This window comes from Nitrosophilus sp. (genome assembly GCF_982775275.1).
Genome location: NZ_CEXZHP010000178.1, coordinates 1 through 3,114, shown reverse-complemented (window position 1 = coordinate 3,114; position 3,114 = coordinate 1). Strand labels below are relative to the sequence as shown.

The 3,114-nt window shown below is 30.9% G+C and carries 3 protein-coding genes; 2 read left to right on the top strand and 1 reads right to left on the bottom strand.

Annotated elements, in window-relative coordinates:
• The first annotated feature begins 177 nt into the window (after positions 1–177).
• Both panC and AC30RD_RS07740 read left to right on the top strand, forming a co-directional pair.
• Positions 178–999 (top strand): pantoate--beta-alanine ligase, encoded by an 822-nt coding sequence (gene panC, locus AC30RD_RS07745; RefSeq protein ID WP_489493879.1) that lies wholly within the window; start codon positions 178–180, stop codon positions 997–999.
• Between the two features lies 1 nt (position 1,000).
• Positions 1,001–1,993: a GGDEF domain-containing protein gene (locus AC30RD_RS07740; RefSeq protein ID WP_489493878.1), complete on the top strand. Its 993-nt coding sequence runs from the start codon at positions 1,001–1,003 to the stop codon at positions 1,991–1,993.
• On the opposite strand, the gene AC30RD_RS07735 is transcribed toward AC30RD_RS07740, so the two are convergent.
• Positions 1,980–2,945: a UDP-N-acetylglucosamine--N-acetylmuramyl-(pentapeptide) pyrophosphoryl-undecaprenol N-acetylglucosamine transferase gene (locus AC30RD_RS07735; RefSeq protein ID WP_489493880.1), complete on the bottom strand. Its 966-nt coding sequence runs from the start codon at positions 2,943–2,945 to the stop codon at positions 1,980–1,982. The two genes, AC30RD_RS07740 and AC30RD_RS07735, sit on opposite strands and share 14 nt — an antisense overlap.
• Positions 2,946–3,114 lie beyond the last annotated feature (169 nt).

Below are 3,114 nucleotides of genomic sequence, written 5' to 3'. Positions count from 1 at the left end.
AAAAATCGCATCCGACTTGAGCGAAATTTAGTAATTTTTCAGAGCACTCAATTCCAAATTCCTATTTCCCATTTACCAATGTCCTATGTCCAATGTCTAATTTGGTTAAAATGGTTGAATGGTTGAGTTGTTGAAATAATTATGTAGTTTAGTTGATTAAAATTTGGGAGTATGACTTTGAAGATAATAAAAAATCCAATAAACCTAAAAAAAGAGTTAAAAAAACTCAAAGGAACCGTTGGCTTTGTTCCTACAATGGGAGCTTTGCATGAAGGGCATCTATCCCTTATAAAAAGAGCAAGAGATGAAAACGATATAGTAGTGGTCTCAATATTTGTAAATCCAACTCAGTTTTTGCCGGGGGAAGATTTTGAAAAATATCCAAGAAAAATCGAAGCCGATATAAAAATCTGTGAGCTTGCGAAAGTGGATTTTTTATTTACCCCTTTGATTGAGGATATTTATGATAAAGATGAAGTTTTGCTAAAAGCTCCAAAAATAAAGGGATATATATTGGAAGGCTTTAATAGACCGGGCCATTTTGACGGAGTGTTGCAAATAGTTAATAAACTTTTCAATATAGTAAATCCCACAAACGCTTATTTTGGTAAAAAAGATGCTCAACAGCTATATTTGATAGAAAAAATGGTTAAAAATCTTTATATGGACGTAAATATAGTCCCGTGCGATATAGTTAGAGAGCCAGACGGGCTTGCGATGAGCAGCAGAAACGTATATCTCTCAAAAGATGAAAGAGATAAAGCGCTTTTAATCTCAAAATCTCTAAAAAGAGCCGCTAAGATGATAATGCAAGGAAATTTGGATGTTGATGTTATAAAAAATGAGATGAAAAATATCTTAAAACCGATAAATATCGAATATATAGAGATAGTTAATAAAAATTTTGATAAGATAACTAAAATTGAGCCCGGAAATAGCATAATATTGGTTGCCGCTAAGGTTGGAGATACAAGGCTAATAGATAATATATGGATATAAAATGGAATGCAAAAAATTTTTAACAACCAAACTTCCAAAAAATAAAGAGAATAAAAAGGTTTCAGATATCGCTAAAGAGACTCTCTCTTTTATGGCAAAAAATCATATCCCCTTAACGCCGAAAAATTATGAAGAGTGGTTTTTTGTAATGTGTAAAGCTATAGAAGATAATCATCTTTTAACTACCCAAAATCTATTTTTGCTTTATGAGGAGTATCTAAAAGATAAGCCTGCTATATTAAACGATTTTGACGCAAAAGAGGTCTCAAAAGAGTTAAAAAATATAGTAAACGAATCAGAATTTATCATAAGAGTTATTGATGAAAATATAGAAAAACATGGAGAGTATATAACCGATAGTAAAGAGGCAATTGAAAAAAAAGACACAAAAAGAATAGAAAAACTTAAAAAAAAGATAGAGGATTTGGAAAAAGAGAATAAAAAATTAAAAGAGAAGATTTATAATAACAGATATATATTGGACTCTCTTGAGGAAAAATTTAAAGAGTATAAAAAACTCTCATATATCGATCCGCTAACCGGACTTTTAAATAGAAGAGCCTTTGATGAAGAGGTAATGAGATTAAAAGATATGGTTCCCTTTTCCATAATATATCTTGATATAGACAATTTTAAAATGATAAACGATAATTTTGGGCATAATGTAGGTGATGAGGTATTAAAAGAGATAGGGGAGATCTTAAACAATTTTATTAGAAGAGATACTAAAGCATTTAGAATGGGAGGGGAAGAGTTTGCCATAATCTTGCCAAACGTTGATGAGAAAGATAGTTATAAAATAGCTGAAAGAATTAGAAAAGTTATAGAAAATCATAATATAAGAAAAGATGATAAAATCATTTCATATACCGCAAGTTTTGGCATAACTTCCTATAAAAAGGGAGAAGATTTGCAAGATCTATTAAAAAGAGCCGATGAAGCTATGTATCAAGCAAAAAAGGCGGGCAAAAACAGAGTATTTACTCTTTTATGATTTTAAAAATCTCATCTATTATAAATTTTGCACCATCTAAACTGTTTAGAGTCGATAAATTTTTACTTATTTGATGAATATCTGATTTGATGATCTCAAAAAACTCCTTTTTTTTATCTTTTTTTACTAAAAATGCAAAGCCCCTATCAGTTAAAAATTTGGCGTTGAAATATTGATGGTTGCCCGCTGCGTAGGGGTATGGAAAAAAAAGGGTGGGAATAGCGTTTGATGTAAGCTCCCATAAAGTGCTTGCTCCGGCTCTGCTAACCGCAAAATCGGCAATAGAGATTTTGTCTGCTATATTTTTATCAAAATCAAAAATATCTACTTCTATTTTTAGTTTTTCATACTCCTTTTTAACCCTTTCAAAATCTTTTTTTCCGGTTTGATGAGAGATATTTATGCCCATTTTTTTTAGATCTTTAGCCACCGACAATGCAAAATCGTTAATCTCCCTTGCTCCCTGACTGCCACCTAAAAATATAATATTTTTTATCTCTTTTCTAACTCTTTTTTTTAAAATAAATTCCTTAGATACAGGGTATGGATCAAAGGGAGGCAAAAATGAGCAAAAAACTCTTTTTGAAAAAGGGGATAATATTTTATTCAATCTTCCCATAACAGCGTTTTGTTCATGTATAAAAAGAGGAGTATTTGTCAAAATCGCCCCAATGCTTGCGGGAGCCGCTGAATATCCTCCTACGCTAATTACGGCTTTAATATTTTCTTTTTTGATTATTTTTATACATTTTCTTGAGGCTTTAGCTATTTTTAACAAAGATTTTAATCTATCCAAACCCTTCTTATTAACAACTCCGAAAGTTTCAAAAAAATATCTTTTACTAAAACCTTCATCTTTTTCAAACCAGTCTCTATCTTGTCCATAATTTGAGCCTATAAAAATAGGCTTTAACCCTTTAGAGTTTAATTCTTCTTTTAAAGCTTTAACTATTGAGAGGTGTCCTCCGGTTCCTCCTCCTGTAATGATTATATTCAGTTTTTCCCCCTTATCTTTTTAACCCGGATTTTGCAATAGACTTTATCACATTAGCACTTTTCATTGAGCTTATAGGCAATTAAAAATTTTTTGACTTATCACCTTGTAGATAAGCCTTCAAAAT